The sequence below is a fragment of the Ferrovibrio sp. GW821-FHT12F09 genome (assembly GCF_058806775.1).
Map to the genome: position 1 here is coordinate 2,202,201 of NZ_JBXAPZ010000001.1, position 21,795 is coordinate 2,223,995.

Below are 21,795 nucleotides of genomic sequence, written 5' to 3' on the forward strand. Positions count from 1 at the left end.
CGGCGGTTCTGTATAGACACAAGATTGTGGCGCCTGTGCGGCGCTTTAGCGCGCTTCCGTGCCGAAAAACCGGTCGATGGCGGTCACCACGGTGGTCGCCAGGCGGTCGCGGCCGGCCTCCGAGAACAGCAGGGCCTCGTCGCTGGCATTGGACAGGTAGCCCAGCTCCAGCAGCGCCGAGGGCACGTCGGGCGCTGACAGCACCCGGAAATTGGCGGCGCGCAGAGCATTCCGTCGCAGGGTCGAGCTTTCGCCCAGGGCGGCTGTCAGCAAGCCGGCGAAGCGGCTGGACAGCCGGGCGGTGTCGCGCGAGGCGAGGTCGAGCAGGATCGACACCACATCGTCCACCTCGCCGCTGCGCGGGCTGTCGCCCAGCTGGTCGGCCCGGTTCTCACGCAGCGCCAGCGCCTCGGCTTCCGTATCCGAGGCCGCATCGGCGCGGGTGTAGATGCTGGCGCCGCGCGTGCTGCGGTCGGCGGACAGGCTGTCGGCATGGATCGAGAGAAACAGGTCGGCTTCCTTGGCCCGTGCCAGGGCGACACGTTCAGGCAGCCGTATGAAGCGGTCGCTCTCGCGCGTCAGCAGAACGCGGTAACGGCCGGTGGCGCGCAGTTTCGCGGCCACTGCCTTCGCCACCTGCAGGGTGATTTCCTTCTCATAGCGGCCAGACGCGCTGATGGCGCCGGGATCCTGGCCGCCATGGCCGGGGTCCAGCACGATCAGGCGGCGGCGATCGGATGCTACGGCCGGCGGCGGGGCGATATCGACGGCGGTGTCCAGCGGCAGCGTCACCGGCGCGGCAAAGGCCAGGCTGAAGGCGTTGGGCTCGGCCGGACGCAGGTCGATCACCAGCCGGTGCCCGGCGGTGCCCTGCGGGTCGAGGCGAAAGGCGCGCTCCACCACCGCCGGCTCCACCAGGTCGATGGCGATGCTGAGCGGGCCGGCGGGCGTGCTGACCGGCAGGCCGAGCGCGGCGACCAGGCCGCTGGCGGTGACGGCCGGCGCCGGCGCGGCCCAGCGCATGTTATCCACAGTCAGCAGCAGGCCCAGGCCGTCGGGGCTGGCGGCGAGCTGCGCCTGGGGCGGTCCGGAGGCCTCGATCACCAGCCGGGTGAGGCCCGCATTCAGGCCGAGCTGCAGCCGGGTCAGCCGCAGCGCGTCGGCCGCCGCCGATTCGGTGCCAAGGGCCGATAAAATTATAAATAATATCAATAATTTAAAGAACAAGGCAGGGCGGCCTGCCGCGCCGCGGCAAGAAAGACCTTGTGAGTATGCCCTGCCAAAGCGTAGCATGGAGATGCGAATATCCGAGTCAGACCCGGACGTCCAGCCAAAGGCTTGTGTAGCAAGGCGATTTGCCTTGTTTCCGGCCCCGGTGCAGGAGCGGAAGGGTCGGCGTAGCGACGGTGAGCCCGACCGCAATCATCCAGAGTTCAGCCCGAAGGAGGCGACCTGGCGCGGAAGAGCCCTCAAAGCGGCGCTCAAGACATACCGGATGAGATTTAACCTTCGGAGCACCCGTTCGGCCACAGGCTGGATGGGAGGCTCGGCAGACCGGCGCCGCGGCGCGCTCAGCGTTTATACCCGCTGATGAAGCGCCCACTCACTGGTCATCAGGATCATTACCGTCACCCCTCCCTTGTGGAGTCGTAACGGGCCGATCCGGCCGCAGTCCGCTTCGAGAGCAAAGGCGCCCCGCCGTCTGTTATTCGCGCGGGCGGCGCTGCGCCGCAGGAATAGTGCCTCATGGGCATGCGTATGTTGATTGATGCGACCCATCCGGAGGAAACCCGGGTTGTGGTCGTGAAGGGTACTCGGCTCGAAGAGTTCGATTACGAGACCTCCACCAAGCAGGTAAACAAGGGCAACATCTATCTGGCGCGGGTCACCCGCGTCGAGCCCTCGCTGCAGGCGGCCTTCGTGGAGTATGGCGGCAACCGCCATGGCTTCCTGGCCTTCAGCGAAATCCATCCGGATTATTACCAGATCCCGATCGCCGATCGTCAGGCGCTGCTCGCGCAGCAGGCCGAGGAAGAGGCGCGCGCCGCCGAAGCCGAGGAAGCCGAACTGGCCGCCGAGGAAGCCCGCAAGGCGTCGCGCCGTCCGCGCAACCAGCAGGCCAGCGAAACGGCCGAAGCCGATCACGATCACGACGACGATCAGGATCATGGCGTCGAAACCGTTGAGGGCGATTTCGATACCATCGAAGAGATCAAGGCCAGCGATCCCGAGCCGGTTGCTGCTGAAGCGCCCGCTGCGGAAGACGCGCCGGCCGCTCCGGTTGCCGAACCTGCTGCCCCGGCTGCGGAAGCCGCCGCTGCTCCGGCTGAATCCGCCGAAGCCCCAGCTGCGGCCGAGACGACCGAAGCCCCGGCCGCGGCCGAAGGCCAGCCGGCCTACTGGAATGTGCCGCATGTGGCCGAGCCGGTGCCGAGCATCTCGGCGCCTGTCGATGGCGGTGAGCTCCATGCCAGCGAAGAGCCCGGCGATGACGAGCATGGCGACGAAACCGAAGCCAAGGAAAACGGCAAGGGCGACGATCATTCCGACGACAGCCGTCGTCGCCGTCGCGCCAATGCCTTCCGTCGCTACAAGATTCAGGAAGTCATCAAGCGCCGGCAGATCATGCTGGTGCAGGTCGTCAAGGAAGAACGCGGCAACAAGGGCGCGGCCCTCACCACTTATCTGTCGTTGGCCGGCCGCTATTGCGTGCTGATGCCCAACACCGCCCGTGGCGGCGGCATTTCGCGCAAGATCCAGTCGCAGGCCGACCGCAAGCGTCTCAAGGCGATCACGGCGGAGCTGGATATCCAGGACGGCATGGGCGTGATCGTGCGCACCGCCGGCATGGAACGCTCCAAGCCGGAGATCAAGCGCGACTTCGAATACCTGCTGCGCAGCTGGGACAGTATTCGCGAGCGCACGCTGGAATCCTCGGCCCCGGCCCTGATCTATGAAGAGGCCGGCCTGATCAAGCGTTCGATCCGCGATCTCTATTCGGACCAGATCGACGAAGTGATCGTGGAAGGCGAGGAGGGCTACCGCTTCGCGCATGACTTCATGCAGATGCTGATGCCCAATCACGCCGACAACGTGAAGCAGTATCAGGACAAGATCCCGCTGTTCACCCGCTACCAGGTCGAACAGCAGTTGGACGCGATGTTCTCGCCCACCGTGCAGCTGCGCTCGGGCGGTTACATCGTCATCAACCCGACCGAAGCGCTGGTCTCCATCGACGTGAACTCGGGCAAGTCGACCCGCGAACACAATATCGAAGAGACCGCCTACAAGACCAACCTGGAGGCGGCCGAGGAAGTCGCCCGCCAGCTGCGTCTGCGCGATCTTGCCGGCCTCGTCGTGATCGATTTCATCGACATGGAAGAGAACCGCAACATCCGCAAGGTGGAGCAGAAGCTGAAGGAATGCCTGCGTAATGACCGCGCACGTATCCAGGTCGGCCGCATCTCCGGTTTCGGCCTGCTCGAGATGTCGCGCCAGCGCCTGCGTCCCAGCCTGCTGGAAAGCTCGACCATGCCCTGCCCGCATTGCCAGGGCCGTGGCTATGTCCGCTCCATTGAGTCCACCGCGCTCACCGTGCTGCGTGCCATCGAGGAAGAGGGCATCCGCGACCGCTCGGCCGAGATCACCGTCGCGATGTCGGCGGAAGTGGCGCTCTACCTGCTCAACCACAAGCGCGACCGCATCGGCGACATGGAACGCCGCTATGTGATGCGCGTGATCCTGGCGGCCGATCCCAGCCTGGTGCCGCCGGACTTCCGCATCGAGCGCAGCAAGACGCGCCAGCCGGGCGACGTGAACCGCCCCGAAGCGCCTGTCAAGCTCGACCCCATGCGTCCGATCACCCAGGAGTCGGCTTATGCCGAGCCCGAGGATGATGCCGGCGATGATGATGTAGCCGGCGAGGCCGAAGAGACGACGAATGCCGATGGCACCGAGGAGACTGCGGCCGAGGGCGAAGCCCGCCGCCGCCGTCGTCGTCGTCGTCGTCGCGGTCGCAATGGCGAACGTGCCCCGCGTGACGATGCTGAAGCCGGCGCCGAAGGCGAAGCGGCTGCGTCCGGCGAAGGCGACGATGCGGCTATCGAAGATGGCGAACCGGGTGACGAGCCAGCCGAGGGCGCTGAGTCCGGCACCGAATCCGGTGCCGAGGCCGGCGCGGAAGGCAGCGATGGCGAAGGCCGTCGCCGTCGTCGCGGTCGTCGCGGCGGTCGTCGTCGTCGTCGCGATGAAGATGGTGCTGCCGGTGGCGAACGTCCGCCGCGTGAGGATCGTCCGCGTCGCGAGGAGCGCCCGCGCAACGATGGCGGCATGAATGCCGGCATCAGCGAGGGTGCGATGACCCCGGCGGCGCTCGGCGCCATGCTGGATGGCGTGCCGAATTTCGAGTTCGACGATGAAGAGCCGGCGCCGGCAAAGGCGCCTGCCGCCCATGCCCCCGAAGCCCTGAAGCCTGTCGAGGTCGCGCCTGTGCCGGTTCCGGCGCCGGCGGTCGAGCAGCCCCTGGTCGTGCCGGTTCAGGCCACGGTTCAGAACAGCGGCCCGGTCTTTGAGACCGTGGTGATTGCGCCCGATGGCAGTGCCGACAAGCCTGCCGATGCGGCCCCGACCAAGAAGGGGTGGTGGCGCCGTTGACTATGGGGGTGAGTGAACCGGCGATCCGTCGCGCGTCCGGGGCCGATGAAGCGCGCCTCGGCGCCTTGCAGAAGCGTGCCTATGTGAAATACGTGCCGCGGATCGGCGCCGAGCCGCAGCCCATGGCCGAAGACGCCGCCGGGCTGCTGCAGGCCTATGAGGTCTGGGTGGTCGATGGCGTCGAGGACGGTCTGGCCGGTGCGCTGGTGCTGCGTCAGGCGCCGGATCATCTGTTGATCTGGAGCGTGGCCGTCGATCCGACCCAGCAGGGCACGGGTCTGGGCCGTCGCCTGCTCGATTTCGCCGAAGAGCAGGCCCGTCAGCGCGGCCTGAACGAAATCCGTCTCTACACCAATGCGATGTTCACCGAGAACCGCGCCCTCTATGCCTATCTCGGCTATGCCGAAACCGGTTCGGAGCAATACGAAGGCCGCGAGTTGGTCCACATGGCCAAGACGCTGCCGGCGGCGTAACGCTTCGGTTTTTCTGAGAATGTGAAATGGCCCGGTTCATCCGGGCCATTTTTTTATAAGAAAGATCGTCACCCTCGGGCTTGTCCCGAGGGTCCATCCCAATCCCCAGAGCGTCGGAACGCGCAGATGGATCCTCGGAACAAGTCCGAGGATGAGGCTGCCTTTAAGGCATCGTCACTTCATCCAGGTCTTCAGCCGCTTCGCCGCCTCGATCATGCGGTCGGTGCTGCCGGCAAACGAATAGCGCATGAAGTAATGGCCGCGGCCGCGGTCGAAATCGAATCCGGGCGTTGCCGCGATTCCGGTCTCGGCCAGCATGCGCTTGCAGAAATCGTTGGCGTCGTTGGTGAAGCGGCTGATATCGGCATAGATGTAGAAGGCGCCATCGGCCGGCGCCAGTCTGTCGAAGCCCGCGCGCGGCAACTCATTGAGAAGAATCTCGCGGTTCTTTGCATAGCGCGCGACATTGGCTTCCAGCTCGTCATAGGCCGACATGGCGGCGACGCCGGCCACCTGGCTGATGCCGGGCGCCGAGATGTAGAAATTCTGCGTCAGGCATTCGATCGGTCGCAGCAGGCTTTCCGGCACCACCATCCAGCCGAGCCGCCAGCCGGTCATCGAGAAGTATTTGCTGAAGCTGTTGATCACGATGGCCTGGTCGGTCAGCGCCAGCACCGACTGCGCGCGGCCATTGTAGGTGATGCCGTGATAGATTTCGTCGACGATCAGCCAGCGGCCTTTCGCAGCACAATCATCCACCAGCGCCTTCATCTCGGGCTCGCCCAGCATCGTGCCGGTCGGGTTGGCCGGGCTGGCCACCAGCACGCCTTTTGCCTGCGGTGCCTGGGCGTTGATCAGTGCCGGCGTCGGCTGGAAGCGCGTCTCCGGCTCGGTGACGATCATCGCCGGCTGCAGGTCGAGCGCCTTCAGGATATTGCGATAGGCCGGATAGGCCGGCTCGCCCAGCGCCACCATGTCGCCGGCATCGAAGGCCGACAGGAAGGCGAGCTGGAAACCCGCCGAGGATCCGGTGGTGACGATGATGCGCTCGGCCGGCACATCCAGGCCGTAATAGCTGCGATAGTGATTGGAGATCGCGGCGCGCAGCGGCGGAATGCCGAGTGCCAGCGTATAGCCCAGCGGATCCTTCTGCGCCGCGGCCGTGGCCGCTTCGATCGCACGACGCGGCGCGGGCGTCGAGGGCTGACCCACTTCCATATGGATCACGTCGCCGCCGGCGGCTTCGCGCAGCGCAGCCGCCTTCATCACTTCCATGACGAAGAACGGGTCGATGGCCCCGCGTTTCGATGGCTTCGGACTATTCATGACGCTCAGAACTGGCGGCCGACGGCCAGGCCGTAGCCACGCGGATCGGTGGCGAAGCTGCAGGCTGAAGGATCGCGTGGCAGGCCGTCCGAACAGTAGGCGAGATTGACGCGGCCGAGCCGGCCGATCTGGTTCACCGTCACGCCGCGATCCTGCATGGCCTTGTACAGGGCCGGATTGGTGTTGGGTTCCACCAGCAGCACCGACTGCGGACTGGCCTGGAACAGGCGCGGTTCGCCCACGGCTGATACGGCCGGTTCTTTCTGTTTCTTGTTCAGGGCGGCCTGCAGCACGCTGTAGGACACGGCCGCCGCAGCCGGCGCGCCGCCGCTGCCGCTGGCGGCGAAGAAGGACTGGCTGTTGCGCTTGTTGAAGCCGACCAGCGCGGTCAGATACGGCGTCTCGTCGCCGGCCACGCCGGGCGGCGCGGCAAACAGGATGCCGGTCTCGCGGCCCACCTGCCGTGTGCCGAAGGCGGTGCCCATGCTGAAGGCGCAGGCCACGGCGCTGCCCTTGCGGTCGATCACGGCGATGCTGGCCGAACCGAAACCGTCCATCTGCAGGGTGGCGGGATCGCTGCGATAGGCCTGGCCCAGGCTGGCGGCGAATTTATCGTTCTTCACGCTGGTGCTGCTGAACAGCGAGGTGCTCTCGAAGGCCTGCTCCAGCAGCCAGGCGGCAACGGCGCCGCCCGCCGGGGTGTTGGTGGTGTAGAGCGTGATGCTGTTCTCGAACGGCACCTCGATCGGCTTGCCGACGCCGGCGACATAGCCGCGCAGTTCGTCGATGGTGATCTTGCTGCCGGCGGCGTTCATGTCGGCGACCAGGCTGTGGGCCAGCATGCCCTGATACAGCTCGGCCGGGCCGGCGGTGCGCAGGCGCGCCAGCACATTGCCCAGCGTGAGTTGTACCCGCCGTTCGCCTTCCTGCGGCACCATTCCGCTGCGGGTGCCATAGATCGGTGTCAGGCCGGGGCTGGTAGTGATCGAAGGCTGCACTTCCACCGTGGCCTGCACGAAGGCACGGCTGGTCGGTTCGCCGAAGCGCGACAACTGCTCGGCCGGGGTGACCACAGCTTCCCAGCGCAGCCGGCCATAGCGGCTCTGCAGCAGGCCCAGCCCGCGCACCAGGCCGGGGATCGCCACCGGGCCGCCATCCTTGGGCGCCACGGAGGGGAATTCGATGGTTTCCACCCGCTTGGACACCGGGTCGCTGGCCACGCACATGCCGCCGCTGCCCATGCTGGCGCCGGACGGATAGGTGACGGTATAGGCCAGCGCTGCTGCCACGGCGGCATCGGCGGCCGAACCGCCGGCGGTCAAAATGTTGCGAGCGATCAGGGCCGCGCGCGGCTCGTCGGCGGCCACGCCGCCCACAAAGCCCTTCAGATAGTCGATCTGGCCCGGGCTGGCGGGGGATTCGATGCCGTTATCCTTGCCGCAACCGGCCGCGCCCAGCGCCACCATGGCGAGCAGGGCGCATTGACGCAGCCGGAGGGCGTGCTTACCTAGGGGGAGCTGCCATGATGCAGCCGCTTTGTTGGGACAATGCTTCGCCATGGCCATACGCGGATCTTCCATGCGCCGTTCTCTCGTCTCTGTCGCTGCTGGGCTTGGCAGTCGTGCTGGTATTTGCGGTCTTGCTGAAACCGGCCGCCGGGTCTTGGCTGCCGGCTGTGTGGCGGTGATGGCTGCCGGTGCGATTCTGCCGACCGCGGCCGAAGCCCAGCGCCGCAACGCCATTTCCCTGGTGCGCGACGCCGAGATCGAAAATACCATCCGCGCCTACGCCGCGCCACTGTTCGCGACCGCCGGATTGTCCAATGACGCCCTGACGGTGCATCTGGTCAATGACCGCAGCCTGAATGCCTTCGTGGCCGGCGGCCAGCGTATCTTTGTCAATTCCGGCCTCCTGATCCGTGCCGAACGCCCGGCCCAGGTGCTGGGCGTGCTGGCCCATGAAATCGGTCATATCTCCGGCGGCCATCTGGCCCGCATGGGCGATGCCATCGACACCGCTTCCACCGCCATGATCCTGTCCATGCTGTTCGGCGCCGCCGCCGCCGTGGCCGGCTCGGGCGAGGGCGCGGCGGCGGCCATCCTGGGCGGCCAGCAGATCGCCGAGCGCAACTTCCTCGCCTTCACCCGCAGCCAGGAATCGGCCGCCGACCAGGCTGGCGCCACCATGCTGGAGCAGACCGGCCAGAGCGCCGCCGGCCTCGGGGAATTCCTGCGCATCATCGGCAACCAGGAAGCGCTGGCCTACGAGCGTCAGGACCCCTATGCCCGCAGCCATCCGCTGTCCTTCGATCGCGTCTCGGCGCTGGAGGCGCGGGTGCAGCGCTCGCCCTACAAGAACACGCCCGACACGCCGGCCAATATCGACCGCTTCAAGCGCATGCAGGCCAAGCTGATCGGCTATCTGGAAGGCCTGCCCGCCACCCTGCGCAAATACCCCGAGACCGATACCTCGCTGTATGGTCGCTATGCCCGCGCCTTCGCCTATTTCCGCGGCCTCGATTTCAAGCGTGCGCTGAGCGAGACCGACGAACTGATCCGGCTCTATCCGAACGATCCGTATTTCCACGAGCTGAAGGCCGACATCCTGCTCAACCTCGGCCAGGTGGCGGACTCGCTGCCGCCGATGCAGGAGGCCTATCGCCTGGCGCCCAGCGAGCCGCTGCTCGCTTATGGTGTCGGCCAGCGTCTGGTGGCGCTGGAGGATACCAGCCGCCTGGGCGAGGCCGTCGACATCCTCAAGCAGGTGACCCTGCGCGAGCCCGACAATTCGGCGGCCTGGCAGCAGCTCGCGGTCGCCTATGGCAAGCAGAACGATATCGGCATGGCCTCGCTGGCCTCGGCCGAACGCTACCTGGTTTTGGGCGTGTTGCGTGATGCGCAGGGCCAGGCCGAGCGCGCCGCGCGGCTGATGAAGGAGGGCTCGCCCGGCTGGCTGCGCGCCCAGGACATCATCGCCAATGCCAAGGACCAGAAGCGGATGCAGCGCCGCCAGTGAGCGGCTTTCACGCGCTTGTGGCTTTCGCCGCGCCGGTCGTGCAGGCATAGTCCGGGCCATCGTTTTTCCAGGGATTCCATCATGTCGTTGTTCCGCTCGTGCCTTCTCGTCCTACTGCTCCTGGCCGGCTTCGGTACGGCGCAGGCCCAGCAGCAGGTGCCGCCGTTCTCGGATGCCATGCGTGCGGAAATCCGCGAGCTGCTGATGGAGAATCCGAAAGTTCTTGAAGTGCTGGTGCGTCACCCCGAGATCGTGACGGAAGCCGCGCAGGCGCTGCACAAGCAGGAGGCCGATTTCCAGGCTGCCATCACCAGCAGCCGCAAGGAGCTTCTCGACGATGGCGTGTCCTTCGTCGCCGGCAATCCGAAGGGCGATGTCACCCTGGTCGAGTTCTTCGATTACCGCTGCGGCTATTGCAAGCAGGTGCAGCCCAGCGTCGATGCGCTGATCCGGGAAGACAGGAACCTGCGCGTGGTGCTGAAGGAACTGCCGGTGCTGGGGCCGGAAAGCGTGGTCGCCGCGCGCGCCGCTGTCGCCGCTCTGGAACAGGACAAGGGCGCGAAGTATTTCGCCTTCCACAATGCCATGATGGCCCATCGCGGCGCGCTGCCGGAAGCCGAGGTCCTGCGTATGGCCGGCGAGGCCGGGCTGAAGCTGGACAAGCTGAAGGCCGATATGGCGACGCCCAAGACCGAGCGGATCATCCAGGCCAATCTGGCGCTGGCGGAAAAGCTCGGCATCAACGGTACCCCGGGCTTCATTATCGGCAACCAGCGGGTGCCCGGCGCCATCCCGCTCGAAAGCCTGCGCCAGCTGGTGAAAGCCGCGCGGAGCTAGTGCATCTCATTTTGTCGTCATTCCCGCGAAAGTGGGAATCCAGGAGGCTTGGTGAGATTTATCGGATGGCTCTGGGTCCCCGCCTTCGCGGGGACGACGAATAAGCGGCCCGGTTTGACGAATCTCCGCAAAAACCCTATGGTCCGCCCCGAAAACCAACCCCGTTCAGGAAGTAACCGATGCGCGCCGAAATTCGGGCGATGGCCGATGAGATCCAGCAGTCCTTAGGGCTGCTGAGGAGGTCTCTTTGACTGGGATAATGCCGTCAAGAAACTGGAAGAACTGAACGCTCGTTCGGAAGATCCCAGCCTGTGGAACAAGCCGGCCGAGGCGCAGGCGCTGATGCGCGAGCGCACCAAGCTGGACCGCGGCGTCTCCACGCAGCGCCGTCTTGAATCGGCCCTGCAGGACAGCATTGACCTGATCGAAATGGGCGAAGCCGAGGGCGACCAGGCCGTGGTCGATGAGGCCGAGGCCGTGATCATGGGCCTCAGCAAGGAAGTGGCCCAGGCGCGGCTGGAAAGCCTGCTGTCGGGCGAAGCCGACATGAACGACAGCTTCCTGGAAGTGCATGCCGGCGCCGGCGGCACCGAAAGCCAGGACTGGGCCTCGATGCTCCTGCGCATGTATGTGCGCTGGGCCGAGAAGCACGGCTACAAGGTCGAATTCCAGGAAGAGAGCGAAGGCGAGGAGGCCGGCATCAAATCGGCCACCATCAAGGTCAGCGGGCCAAATGCCTATGGCTGGCTGAAGAACGAGACCGGCGTGCATCGTCTGGTGCGCATTTCGCCCTACGATTCAAACGCCCGCCGCCATACCAGTTTCTCGTCCGTCGGCGTCTATCCGGTGGTGGACGACACCATCGAGATCGAGGTGCTGGACAAGGACCTGCGCATCGACACCTACCGCGCTTCGGGCGCCGGCGGCCAGCACGTCAACAAGACCGATTCCGCCGTGCGCATGACGCATATGCCGTCCGGGATTGTCGTGGCCTGCCAGACCAACAAGAGCCAGCACCGCAACCGCGACGAGGCGATGAAGATGCTGAAGGCGAGGCTCTATGAGCGCGAGTTGCAGAAGCGCGAAGCCGAGAAGCAGGCGGTGTTCGATTCAAAAAGCGACATCGGCTGGGGCCACCAGATCCGCTCCTATGTGCTGCATCCCTACCAGATGGTGAAGGATCTGCGCACCGAGCTGGAAACCAGCGACACCCAAGGCGTGCTCGACGGCGATCTGGACGCCTTCATGGCCGCGCAGTTGGCGGCCAAGGTCGGCAACGGCGAGACGGCGTAAGCGCCCAGCAACGGTCAGACCAAACAAAAACGGCGACGCTGAACACGCGTCGCCGTTTTGCCGTTTGCTAGGACTGCTACTGTAAACGCAGGTCGCCGAATTCAGCTGGTCGCGCGGGCGAGGCCCGGCAATGCGGCCGGCATAGGCAGGTCGGTCGTGCTGGCGCCCGCCTTGATCGCCTTCTGCACGGCCTTTTCGGTGGCTTCGGCGATGTCGCTGGTGGCGACCACGCTCAGCTTGGCGCCAATCGCGCTTTCGCGCGGATTCTCGGCGAACTTGCACAGGCCTTCGACCTTGGCGCCGGCGGCAATCGACAGCAGCTCGTGCCAGATATCGCCGCGCACCTTGGCGGTCTTGTCGAGTTCCACCGACTTGGCGCGGATGCGGCCGATCACCTCGCCGCGCACCAGCACATGTTCGGCCACCACTTCGCCGACCACCTTGGCATTCTCGCCGATGGCGAGGCGTACGGCAGTGACGTCGCCGTTGACGAGGCAGTCGATCTGCACTTCGCCATCGGAGTTGAGGTCGCCGTTGACCGTGAGGCCGGCGCTCAGGATGGACGGCGGCAGCTGCTTAACGGCGGCCGGCGGATTGGTTTTCTTGCTGTTTGAAAACATGGTAGCCAGCCTCGATGAATTTGCCGGGATCGATCTGCTCGTCATCGAGCAGGATTTCGTAATGCAGATGCTGACCGGTGCTGCGACCGGTGGAACCCATGGTACCGAGCTGCCGTCCGAAACCGACGGTATCGCCTGCCTGGACCGAAATCGCGCTCAGATGAGCATATCGCGTTTTCACGCCGAGGCCATGGTCGATTTCCACGGCGCGGCCATAGGGGCCTTTGCGTCCGGCGAAGACAACCACGCCGGGCGCGGTAGCCATCACCGGCGCGCGGTTCGGGCCGATGAAATCGATGCCGGCATGGAAGGCCAGCTGCTTGGTGAAGGGATCGGACCGGCGGCCGTAGGTGGAGGAGATTTCCGGCTCGCCGGCCATCGGCAGGTCGAGCGGCAGACGCTGCGCCAGGGCCTGCAATTCACCCCAGCGGCCGAGCTTGCCTTCCAGCGTGTTCATCTCGCGGTCGAGCGGATCGAGCGACGCGACGGCGACATTGACGGCGCCCGTGATTGCCGGTGCATCGCTGAGCGAGCGCAGCGGACCGCCCACGCCGATATCGGCGCGCGCCTCGGCGGCGCGGGCCAGCATGGCGCTGATATCCAGGCCGGTGCGCAGCAGCGCCTTTTCCAGCAGCGTGGTGCTTTTCTCGGTGCGCGAGCCGAGTTCGTCCATCAGGTCGCGCTGGTGGCCGCGCACGCTCAGAATCCGGGTCTCGATGTCGCGCGGCTTCACCGCCGGCACCGGCGGCTTGGCCTTGGACTCGCGCAGCATGCCTTCCAGGTCTTCGACCGAGGCGACATCCTCGATCTTGGCCTCGGCCGGCTTGGCGTCGGCGGCCTTGGTTTCCGGCAGCTTCGGCAGGTCGGCCTTGGCAACCTCGGTGGATTTCGGCGCGACCTGCGGCTTGGCAGCGGTCTGGGCCGGCGGAGTCTGGGCGGGCGCCTGCTTGGCGGCGTCGGCGGTATCGGCGGGCAGGGCCGGGGTGCGCTGCTTCATCGCCATGTCATACAACCGGCGATAGCGCTCCTCGAAGTCGCGCGAGGCAACGACGAAGCTCTCCTGGTCCTTTTCGTAATTGGTGGCCAGACGGTCGTAGGCGATTTTCAGTTCGCTGATCTGGCGGTCGCGCGCATCCAGCATGGCGTCGCGATAGAAGACATTGACGGAGGCGTAGCCGATCCAGCCGGCGAAGGCGACGACGCTCACGGCCATCAGCATCTGACCGCGGCTCGAGAGCGCGACGTAGCGGACGTCGCCTCGGCTGCGGAACATGATCTGCCGTTCCGGGAACAGGCGGTCGCGCAACTCCCGCCATTGCCGTCTCGCGCGTCGCGTCACTCAACCCCCCGATTGGTCATGAAATCTGCCGGCCTCCGGCGGGGTCGATTAGGACTTATTTAACTTGGTTAATGCAAGAAAGAATCTGTTACGAATTCCGAAAAAACACGTGCGAACACATACTTAACGTATGTCTCAGGGGTTATCCACAGGGTGTGGATGAAGCTGGCAAGCGCTTGATTCTACAGCGCCTGCACCGCCTGCAGCACAGCTTCGACATGACCGGGTACCTTCACCTTGCGCCAGACGGCCGCGACTTTTCCCGAACTATCGATCAGGAAGGTGGCCCGCTCGATCCCCATATAGGCCCGGCCGTACAGACTTTTCTCGCCCCAGACCCCGTACGACTCGGTCGCCTGGCCCGACTCGTCGGCTGCCAGAACCAGCTTCAGCTTGTGCTTGGTCTTGAACTTGTCGTGGGCGGCGACGCTGTCGCGCGAGCAGCCGATCACCACCGCCCCGGCCTTGTCGAACTTCGCCTTGGCGGCGGTGAAGGCGATGGCTTCGGCGGTGCAACCCGATGTGTCGTCCTTGGGATAGAAGTACAGCACCACCGCTTTGCCCTTCAGGCTGGCCAGCGACACCTTGCCGCCGCCATCGGTCGGCAGGCTGAAGGCGGGCGCCCGATCTCCTACCTGAAGACCGGCTCCCACCTGCGGGCCAGGCGCGGCATCTGCCGCCTTTTTCGGGGCAGCCTTCTTCGGTGCAGGGGCCTTCTTAGGGGCCTTCTTAACGGTCTTGGTTGTCGTCTTCGCCATGGGACTGTCCTGCCTCGGAAGGGTCGTTGTTGACGGAATCGGCCAGCGACAAATAAGGCCGGGCCGGCTCGGCGACCAGGGTATCGAACAGACTGTGCACGCTTTTCTGCATCGCTTCCAGCCGCGCCGTCAGGGCCGCCATGTCAGCGCTTTTCACCAGCGCCGGCAGGCGATGGGCCAGCAGCGGCGGCCAGTGTTCAGGATGCGCCGCCTCGTCGCGGCCGGCCATGCGGCTGACCGCCAGCAGGGTGGCATAGAGTCTCGCCGCCGTTTCCAGCCGCTCGGCGGTTTTGGCATCGACCAGCTTGGCGCTGCGCAAAGCCGCCAGCGCCTGCAGCGGATTCTGCTGCAGGATCGCCGGTTTGCTGCTGCCATGCCGCAGCAGCAGATACTGAAGCATGAACTCCAGATCGACCAGGCCGCCGCGCTGCTGCTTCAGGTCCCAGGGATTGTTCACCGGCTTATGCCGCGCCATGCGTGCCCGCATGCTCGCCACATTGGCCAGCAGGCGTTTCTCGTCGCGCTTCGTGGTCAGGATATCCAGCCGCAGCGCGTCGATTTTTTTCATCAGGGCCGCTTCGCCGCAGACGACGCGCGCGCGCGTCAGCGCCATATGCTCCCAGGTCCAGGCTTCCTTGCGCTGGTATTCGGCAAACGCCTCCAGTGAAATCGCAATCGGCCCGGCGCCGCCGCTGGGCCGCAGGCGCATGTCGATTTCATACAACCTGCCTTCGCCGGTCATCGCAGTGATGGCGTTGATGAAACGCTGGCACAGGCGGGTGAAATACAGCCCCGGCGTCAGCGGACGCGGGCCGTCGGAATCCTTCGCTTTGGCCGGGCAGTCGAAGATCAGCACCAGGTCGAGATCGGATTCCAGAGTCAGTTCATGGCTGCCCAGCCGGCCGAAGCCGACCAGCGCGATGCTGGATTTGGCGATGCGGCCATGCTGGGCGATGAATTCGGCTTCCACCTTTTCCAGCAGGTCTTCCAGCACCACATCGGCCACCGCGCTTAAGCCCGCACCGGCAGCCATGCCATCCAGGCTGCCGCGCAGGAGGCCGATGCCGACCTGCAGCTTCAGTTCGGTGGTCCAGCGCCGCGCCCAGTCCAGCACATCCTGGAAATCGCGCGCCGCCTGCATCTGGCGTTTCAGGCTGTTGGCTAGTGCAGGGCGCTCAAAGGCAGCAGGATGGTCGGCATATTCGATCAGGCTGTCGAACAGCGCGGCATTCTGCGCCAGCGCCTCGGCCAGTTGTGGCGCCGCCGCCAGCACTTCGGCCAGCGTATGCAGCACCTCGGGATTGGCCTGCAGCAGCGAGAAGAGCTGTACGCCGGCCGGCAGGCTGGAGAGGAAATGGTCGAACCGTTTGAAGGCCGTGTCGGCGCTGCCGGTGCGCGAAAACGCTTCCATCAGCTGCGGCATGATGGCGGTGAGTTTTTCGCGCGCCCGTTCGGAGCGCATGGCGCGGTAGCGGCCGAAATGCCAGCCGCGCACGGTGGCCGCCACCTCGGAGGGATCGCTGAAGCCCAGCTCGCGCAGTGTTTCCAGCGTGGCGGGGTCGTCGTCGGTGCCGGTGAAGACCAGCGCGCCGGCATCGGCGCCCAGCGCCGGCGCCTCGGCGAACAGGTTGTCGTAATAGGTCTTCACGCGGCCCAGCGTGGCCAGCATGGCCTTGCGGAACTGCGCCGGCTTGTCATAGCCGAGGAAGCAGCTGAGCTGCGCCAGCGTCGCCGGGTCGGTGGGCAGCGTGTGGGTCTGCTCGTCATGGATCATCTGCAGGCGATGCTCCACCCGGCGCAGGAAGCGGTAATCCTCGATCAGCTCGTCGCAGGCCTTCTGGCTCAGGCGCTCGGTCGCCACCAGGGCGCGCAGGGCCGTGCAGGTGGGCGGCGCACGCAGCCGCGTGTCGCGGCCGCCGGAAATCAGCTGCTGGGTCTGGGCAAAGAACTCGATCTCGCGGATGCCGCCACGGCCGAGTTTGATGTTGTGGCCTTCGACGGCAACTTCGGCATGGCCCTTATGGGCATGGATCTGCCGCTTGATCGACTGGATGTCCTCGATGGCGGCATAATCCAGATTCTTGCGCCAGACATAAGGCGTCAGATGCTTCACGAAGGCCGCGCCCATGGCGAGGTCGCCGCCCACCGGCCGCGCCTTGATCATCGCCGCGCGTTCCCAGTTCTGCCCGAAGCTTTCGTAATAGCTTTCCGCTTCCGCGACATTGACCACGACGGGGAAGGAGCCCGGATCGGGCCGCAGGCGCAGGTCGGTGCGGAAGACATAGCCGTCTTCGGTGCGGTCATGCAGCAGATGCACCATCTGCTGCGTCAGCCGGATATAGCATTCCAGTGCCGAGCGGCGGCCGCGATAGCGCACCGTGTCGGCGTCGTAGAGCATGATGAGGTCGATATCGCTGGAATAGTTCAGCTCGCGCGCCCCCAGCTTGCCCATGCCCAGCGCGAGGAAACCTGACTCGCGGCAGGGGTCCTTCGGGTATGGCAGTTCGATGTCGCCGCGGCCGGCCGCCTCGCGCAGCACTGCGGCCATCGCACTGTCGACACTGAGCGCGGCGAAATCGCTCAGACTCTCGGTGATCTGCTCCAGCGTCCACAATCCGGCGATATCGGCGGCCGCCGTGGTCAGCGCCACCTGGCGCTTGGCAATGCGCAGCGGCGCCGCCAGCGCTTCGGCCTCTTTCGTCCTGGCCGCGATCTTTTTCAGCGCGGCGATGGCCTGGGCCAGCGCCGCATCGGGACCGGCGCTGAACAGCAGGTCTACCGTGGCCGGCTCATGCAGGACCAGGTCGCTCAGGAACGGGCTGTTGCCGAACAGCGCCGCCAGCAGGGCTTTCGGCCCGGCCTTGGCGCTGGCGGTCTTCAGTCGCCGGGCCAACACGCGGTCCGGTAGTTCGGCCAGCATCAAGGTCCAGGCCTCGAAGCCGCGCGCCGCGGCATCGGCATCGTAGGGGCGGGGCAGGTCGCGCCAGTCCGGCGCGGCGGATTTTGTCGCGGCTTTCTTGGCGGTCTTCACGGCACCGTTACGGGGCGGCCGGGCAGCGGCCTTCTTTTTGACCGATTTTGCCGGCAATGCATTGGCGGGCATGGCGTTTCTCTCGAAGTGGCGTCGAAGTTCGGCTAAACTCCGGCCAGGGTCAAGCCCGTGGTCGAACCGGGACTGTTGCGGCGGCCCGGCCATGATGCAGACAAGAGACGGCGAGGGCGCGACAGGTGGTTTTGCGGTGGAGTCGGTTGCTGGTGCGTACGGTCACCGCGAGTGTGGTGACGGTATGCCTTCTGGCGGGCCTGCTGGTCTGGCGGGTCGCCCAGGGACCGATTTCGCTGGCTGTGCTGGCCCCCTATATCAGCGAGGCGCTGGCTCTGCCGCAACTGGGCATCCGCGCCGAAATCGGCGATGTGGTACTGGCCTGGTCCGAGCAGGACGAAGGCATCCGGCTGCGCGTCACCGATGTGCGCTATCGCGGCAGCGATGATCGCGTCGGCCTCACGGTGCCCAATGTCGACATGATGCTGAGCGCCCGCGCCGCGCTGCGCGGCGTGATCGCGCCCCGCTTCGTGCATATGAGCGGCATCGAGGCGCGGCTGGTGCGCGATGCCGATGGCCGCTTCCGCTTCGGCGTGCCGGCGGTCGACGATGCCGTGACCGATGCGCCGGTGGCGCCGCCGGCGGAAACCGCGCCCGAAGGCAATATGGCGCAGAGCATGTTCGGCGGCATCTTCGAGATGCTGTCGCGCCCGATCGACCCCAGTGACTCGATGGGCCTGCTGGAAAACGTCTCGATCCTGGCCGACCGCCTGGTGATCGAGGACTGGAAGCTGAACCAGCGCTGGATCGTGCCTTCGGCGCGCATCGCCTTCCAGCGCGGCGACGGCCATGTCTTCGCCTCGGCCAGCGGTGCGCTCGACTGGCGCGGCCGTCGCGTCGATCTCAATCTCGATGCCGATTACACCGCGGCCGACCGCTCGGCCCGCGTGGTGCTGCGGTTCAGCGAGATCGAGCCGTCCGATTTCGCCGATGTGCTGCCCGAGCTGGCGCCGCTCGCCTATGTTGCCGCGCCGATCAACGGCACGCTGACGCTGGATGTGAACGAAAGCGGCGAGCGCCTAGGTCTCGCCTTCGATCTCACCGCCGGCGCCGGCCAGATCAATGTGCCCGGCACGCTGCCGGCGCCGCTGTCGCTGCAGCAGGCGCGCTTCCGCGGCCAGGCCGATGGCGCCAAAGGCATCGTCAAGCTGGATGAAGCCAGCCTGTCCTTTGCCGACAAGTTCCGCCTGTCGATGAGCGGCATGGTGACACGCAGCGAGGGCGACCGCTACGGTGTCGATCTCAAGGGCCAGTTCTTCGAACTGCCGACCGACCGGCTCAGCAGCTACTGGCCGCCCGGCATGGCGAAGAATGCGCGCGACTGGGTCACCACCCGGATCAGCGGCGGCATGGTCAGCACCGGCCGCTTCGAGGCGGCGCTGACGCCGGGGATGGTGGCAGGTGAGACGCGCCTGCCGCCGCAGGCGATCAAGCTGGATTTCGCCTTCGACAATCTCAGCGTCAACTACCTGCCGCCGATGACGCGGCTGACCGAGGCGAAGGGCGTCGCCAGCCTGAATGCCGATGTCTTCGATCTGACGCTCGACAACGGCAAGGTCGGCCCGGTTCTGGTTGGCGAAGGTCATGCGCGTATCACGGGCCTGCAGGATGTCGACCAGCATGCCGAAATCGCCTCGGTGGCGCGCGGGCGGACGGCCGACATCCTGACCATCATCGACCAGAAACCGCTCGGCTTCCCCTCGCGCATGGGCATCAAGGCGGCCACGGTGGGCGGCACCGGCGAGGTGCGCTGGAAAATCCGTTTCCCGCTGCTGATGGCGCTGAAGATCGACGATATCCAGGTCAATGCCGACGCGGCGATGACGGCGCTGACCATGAGTGGCCTGATGGGCCGCTATGACCTGGCCGATGGCGACATGACCATGAAGGTGGATGCCAAAGGGCTGGAGGCCGGCGGCAAGGCGGCGCTGAACGGCGTGCCTTTGCAGATCGGCTGGAAGCAGGACTTCAATGCGCGGGCCGCCGTGCAGGCGCGCTACAGCCTGAAAGGCCGTATCGACGAGGCGCAGCGCAAGGCGCTCGGCTATCCGCTGGCGCCTTATATCGACGGCCCGGCCGAAGCCGTGATGGATATCGAGGAGCGCCGCGGCGGCGAGGTGGCGATCGGAGGCGAGTTCGACCTGACCAACACGACCATTGCCATTGCCGATGCCTATCTGGGCAAGGGCGCCGGCGAGGCCGCTGCAGGCAAGGTGCAGATTCGCACGAAGGCGGGTCAGCCCGTGCAGTTCGACCTGATCGAGATCAGCGGGCCGACGCTCAGCGCGCGCGCCAGGGCCGTGCTGCAGAATGACGGCGGCTGGAGCGCCGATGTGCAGAGCCTGAAATTCGGCGAGAACGACGCCAGTGGCAGGCTCGCCTTTGCTGCCAATGGCGACGCCCAGATCGAACTCAGCGGCAAACGCTACGACCTGCGCCGCTTCGTCGAGGATGTGATGAATGACGAAAGCCCGCCGGGCGAGGTCAAGCCGCGCATGACGCTCAGCTTGCGCTTCGACGAGGCGCGCATCGACAACGACCTGGAGATGCGCAATCTCTCGGTGGCGGCGCAGCGCGCGCCGACCCGCATGGAGCGCGTCAGCGTCACCGGCGGCTTCGCCACCACCGGCGGCCTGACGCTCAACATCTCGCCGGCGCTGAACGGCCGCCGGCTGGTGATGGACTCCGACAATGCCGGTGCGGTGCTGCATTTTCTCGGCATCACCGACATGCAGGGTGGATCGCTGCATGTCGCGGCCGCCTATGACGATACCCAGGCGCTGCAGCCGCTCGCCGGCCGCATGACGCTGAAATCGGTGCGCGCCGTGCGCACGCCCTTCCTGGCCCGGCTGCTCGGCATCGGCAGCTTCACCGGCCTGGCCAACCTGCTGTCGGGCGAGGGCATCATGTTCGACAATGGCGAGGTGCCCTTCGAGCAGAAGGACCGCGTGCTGACGCTGAAACCGTCGCGGCTCAGCGGCCCGCAGCTCGGCATCACCTTCGACGGCACGGTGAACGGCAAGGCCAACAGCATCAGCGTCAACGGCACTGCCGTGCCGGCCTTCGTGCTCAACACGCTGCTGGGCAAGATTCCGCTGCTCGGCGACCTGCTGGTCGGCGACGGCATCATCGGCGTCAACTTCGCCGTCTCCGGCGCGAAAAGCGATCCGCAGTTCACCATCAATCCGCTGTCGGTGATCGCGCCGGGCTTCCTGCGCCGCATCTTCCAGGCGCCGGAAGTGCGCGCGCCCTCGCCGGAGGATGCCGAGAAGGGTCCGCCGCCGGCAGTCGAGTTCCAGCAGTTCCAGCAGCAGTAGCTAAGACGCCATCGCGGCGCGGATGCCGGCGGTGAGGTCCAGCGAATGCAGGGCCGCCTTCAGATCATACATATGCGTGGTGATCATCAGCTCGTCGGGCTGCGTCGCGGCGATGAACCGACGTAAGCCGGTTTCGACGGTGTTGGGCGCGCCGACAAACGAGCAGGCCAGCATGCGTTCGGCGCCGGCGCGCTCGGCCGGCGACCAGTACCGGTCGATATCGTCGACCGGCGGCGGCGTCAGGCCGGGCCGGCCGCGCAGCAGGTTGGCCACCGCCTGCTGGAAAGACGTGAACAGATACCGGGCCTCGGCATCGGTATCGGCGGCGATGATGTTGACCGCCAGCATCGCATGGGGTTTGTCGAGCTGTTCCGATGGCTCGAACTTGGCCCGATAGAGGTCCAGCGCCTGCATCATGTGGTCGGGCGCGAAATGCGAGGCGAAGGCAAACGGCAGGCCGAGGATGGCGGCGAGCTGCGCGCCGAACAGGCTGGAGCCGAGAATCCACAGCGGCACCTTCAGGCCGGCGCCGGGCACCGCCTGGATATGCTGCCCCGGCTCCGGCGTGTCGAAATACATCTGCAGCTCCTGCACATCCTGCGGGAAGCGCTCGGAACTGGTTTCGAGGTCGCGGCGCAGCGCGCGCGCCGTCATCTGGTCGGTGCCCGGTGCGCGGCCCAGCCCCAGATCGATGCGGCCGGGGAACAGTGCTTCCAGCGTGCCGAACTGTTCGGCGATCACCAATGGTGCATGGTTGGGCAGCATCACGCCGCCGGAGCCGACGCGGAGGGTCTTGGTGCCGCCGGCGATATGGCCGATCACCACGGCGGTGGCGGCGCTGGCGATGCCCGGGTTGTTGTGATGCTCGGCCAGCCAGAAGCGGGTGAAGCCGATCTCTTCCGCCTTCTGCGCCAGCGCCAGGCTGTTGCGGAAGGCATCGGAGACCGTGCCGCCCTGCATGACGCGCACCAGATCGAGCATGGAAAACGGAATCATCGGAACACCGGACGGTCAGACGGAAAGACGATCAGATGGGACAGGGCGGCGGATTGGCAAGAGCC

Annotated in this window: 14 protein-coding genes; 6 read left to right on the forward strand and 8 right to left on the reverse strand. The window is 66.1% G+C overall.

What is annotated here, in order from left to right; translation table 11 throughout:
• Nucleotides 1-45: 45 nt before the first annotated feature.
• Nucleotides 46-1,212 carry an N-acetylmuramoyl-L-alanine amidase family protein gene (locus AC1ROB_RS10875; protein ID WP_493031420.1) on the reverse strand — a complete coding sequence of 389 codons (1,167 nt, stop codon included), beginning with the start codon at nucleotides 1,210-1,212 and terminating at the stop codon, nucleotides 46-48.
• A 534-nt stretch (nucleotides 1,213-1,746) separates the two neighbouring features.
• Here AC1ROB_RS10875 and AC1ROB_RS10880 point away from each other — a divergent pair.
• Together AC1ROB_RS10880 and AC1ROB_RS10885 are read left to right on the forward strand one after the other, a co-directional pair.
• Nucleotides 1,747-4,653 (forward strand): Rne/Rng family ribonuclease, encoded by a 2,907-nt coding sequence (locus AC1ROB_RS10880; protein ID WP_492971153.1) that lies wholly within the window; start codon nucleotides 1,747-1,749, stop codon nucleotides 4,651-4,653.
• Nucleotides 4,641-5,126, forward strand: coding sequence for a GNAT family N-acetyltransferase (locus AC1ROB_RS10885; RefSeq protein WP_492971152.1), 486 nt, complete (start codon nucleotides 4,641-4,643; stop codon nucleotides 5,124-5,126). The genes AC1ROB_RS10880 and AC1ROB_RS10885 overlap by 13 nt, the downstream gene beginning before the upstream one ends.
• Before the next feature lie 174 nt (nucleotides 5,127-5,300).
• On the opposite strand, the gene AC1ROB_RS10890 is transcribed toward AC1ROB_RS10885, so the two are convergent.
• Together AC1ROB_RS10890 and AC1ROB_RS10895 are read right to left on the reverse strand one after the other, a co-directional pair.
• On the reverse strand, nucleotides 5,301-6,452 hold the full coding sequence (locus AC1ROB_RS10890) for a pyridoxal phosphate-dependent aminotransferase (RefSeq protein ID WP_492971151.1): 1,152 nt from the start codon (nucleotides 6,450-6,452) through the stop codon (nucleotides 5,301-5,303).
• Between the two features lie 5 nt (nucleotides 6,453-6,457).
• Nucleotides 6,458-8,032, reverse strand: a complete 1,575-nt coding sequence (locus AC1ROB_RS10895; protein ID WP_492971150.1) for a gamma-glutamyltransferase — start codon at nucleotides 8,030-8,032, stop codon at nucleotides 6,458-6,460.
• Between AC1ROB_RS10895 and AC1ROB_RS10900 the strand changes: the two genes are divergently transcribed.
• The 3 genes from AC1ROB_RS10900 to prfB all read left to right on the forward strand — a co-directional run bounded on the left by AC1ROB_RS10900 (nucleotide 8,031) and on the right by prfB (nucleotide 11,597).
• On the forward strand, nucleotides 8,031-9,467 hold the full coding sequence (locus tag AC1ROB_RS10900; RefSeq protein WP_492971148.1) for a M48 family metalloprotease: 1,437 nt from the start codon (nucleotides 8,031-8,033) through the stop codon (nucleotides 9,465-9,467). The two genes, AC1ROB_RS10895 and AC1ROB_RS10900, sit on opposite strands and share 2 nt — an antisense overlap.
• 81 nt (nucleotides 9,468-9,548) lie before the next feature.
• Nucleotides 9,549-10,304 carry a DsbA family protein gene (locus AC1ROB_RS10905; RefSeq protein WP_492971147.1) on the forward strand — a complete coding sequence of 252 codons (756 nt, stop codon included), beginning with the start codon at nucleotides 9,549-9,551 and terminating at the stop codon, nucleotides 10,302-10,304.
• 179 nt (nucleotides 10,305-10,483) lie between these two features.
• Nucleotides 10,484-11,597 (forward strand): peptide chain release factor 2 gene (gene prfB / locus AC1ROB_RS10910; RefSeq protein WP_492971146.1). Its coding sequence is split into 2 segments (ribosomal slippage): nucleotides 10,484-10,549 and nucleotides 10,551-11,597, totalling 1,113 coding nucleotides; the frame shifts between segments, so codons are not numbered across the junction.
• 101 nt (nucleotides 11,598-11,698) lie between these two features.
• Here the strand turns inward: prfB and AC1ROB_RS10915 are convergent.
• The 4 genes from AC1ROB_RS10915 to AC1ROB_RS10930 all read right to left on the reverse strand — a co-directional run bounded on the left by AC1ROB_RS10915 (nucleotide 11,699) and on the right by AC1ROB_RS10930 (nucleotide 17,417).
• Complete coding sequence (locus tag AC1ROB_RS10915; RefSeq protein ID WP_492971145.1) at nucleotides 11,699-12,217, reverse strand: bactofilin family protein; 519 nt, start codon at nucleotides 12,215-12,217, stop codon at nucleotides 11,699-11,701.
• Nucleotides 12,174-13,490: a M23 family metallopeptidase gene (locus AC1ROB_RS10920; protein WP_492971144.1), complete on the reverse strand. Its 1,317-nt coding sequence runs from the start codon at nucleotides 13,488-13,490 to the stop codon at nucleotides 12,174-12,176. The genes AC1ROB_RS10915 and AC1ROB_RS10920 overlap by 44 nt, the downstream gene beginning before the upstream one ends.
• A gap of 248 nt (nucleotides 13,491-13,738) precedes the next feature.
• Entirely contained in the window at nucleotides 13,739-14,314 is a 576-nt protein-coding gene (gene bcp, locus AC1ROB_RS10925; protein ID WP_492971143.1) for a thioredoxin-dependent thiol peroxidase, read from the reverse strand.
• On the reverse strand, nucleotides 14,286-17,417 hold the full coding sequence (locus AC1ROB_RS10930) for a bifunctional [glutamine synthetase] adenylyltransferase/[glutamine synthetase]-adenylyl-L-tyrosine phosphorylase (protein WP_492971142.1): 3,132 nt from the start codon (nucleotides 17,415-17,417) through the stop codon (nucleotides 14,286-14,288). Before AC1ROB_RS10930 ends, bcp begins: the two co-directional genes overlap by 29 nt.
• A 152-nt stretch (nucleotides 17,418-17,569) precedes the next feature.
• On the opposite strand from AC1ROB_RS10930, the gene AC1ROB_RS10935 reads away from it, so the two are divergent.
• Nucleotides 17,570-20,734 (forward strand): YhdP family protein, encoded by a 3,165-nt coding sequence (locus AC1ROB_RS10935; RefSeq protein WP_492971141.1) that lies wholly within the window; start codon nucleotides 17,570-17,572, stop codon nucleotides 20,732-20,734.
• On the opposite strand, the gene AC1ROB_RS10940 is transcribed toward AC1ROB_RS10935, so the two are convergent.
• Nucleotides 20,735-21,730, reverse strand: coding sequence for an LLM class flavin-dependent oxidoreductase (locus AC1ROB_RS10940; protein ID WP_492971140.1), 996 nt, complete (start codon nucleotides 21,728-21,730; stop codon nucleotides 20,735-20,737). It lies immediately after the preceding gene.
• Nucleotides 21,731-21,795 lie beyond the last annotated feature (65 nt).